1 protein-coding gene is annotated in these 674 nt (G+C 65.0%); it reads right to left on the bottom strand.

Features of this window, described 5'->3' with window-relative positions; all coding sequences use genetic code 11:
- Positions 1 to 674, bottom strand: a 674-nt coding sequence (locus ABLV75_RS02870; protein ID WP_348854884.1) for a sodium ion-translocating decarboxylase subunit beta, incomplete at both ends; no start/stop codon positions are given.

The following is a 674-nucleotide window of genomic DNA, read 5'->3' as shown; positions in this document are numbered from 1 at the left end:
GCCGACACCCCGGCGGAGCCAATCAGCGGGTTGATTTTGTGCCGGCTGCACAGGTTCAGCAGCTTCGCCATCAGCACGCCCGCCGCCGTACCCACGCAGAACGCTATCACTCCCAGCACCAGTATCCCCAGCGTCTGCGGCTGCAGGAATTTGTCCGCCACCAGCTTGGCACCCACCGACAGCCCGAGGAATATCGTCACGATATTTATCAGCCCGTTCTGCACCGTGTCGCTCAGGCGCTCCACCACCCCGCTCTCGCGCATCAGGTTGCCGAAGCAGAACATCCCCAGCAGCGGCGCCGCGTCCGGCAGCAGCAGCGCCACCAGCAGCAACAGCACCGCCGGGAAGAGGATTTTTTCCCGCTTACTCACCGTGCGCAGCTGCACCATGCGGATTTTCCGCTCCTTCTCGCTGGTCAGCGCCTTCATAATCGGCGGCTGGATTAACGGCACCAGCGCCATATACGAGTACGCCGCCACCGCGATGGCGCCGAGTAATTCCGGCGCCAGTTTCCCGGAGAGGTAAATCGCCGTCGGGCCGTCCGCGCCGCCGATGATGCCGATGGCCGCCGCCTGCGGCAGGGTGAAGCTGATGATGCCGAAGTAGTTCAGCGTCAGCGCCCCCAGCACCGTGGCGAAGATGCCGAACTGCGCCGCCGCCCCCAGCAGCAGGGT

Origin of the sequence: Klebsiella sp. CN_Kp066 (assembly GCF_040065135.1) — a bacterium.
GTDB classification, from domain to species: domain Bacteria; phylum Pseudomonadota; class Gammaproteobacteria; order Enterobacterales; family Enterobacteriaceae; genus Klebsiella; species Klebsiella oxytoca.
Note: the sequence above shows the minus strand (reverse complement) of the source record. Positions and strands in the feature narration are given on the sequence as shown.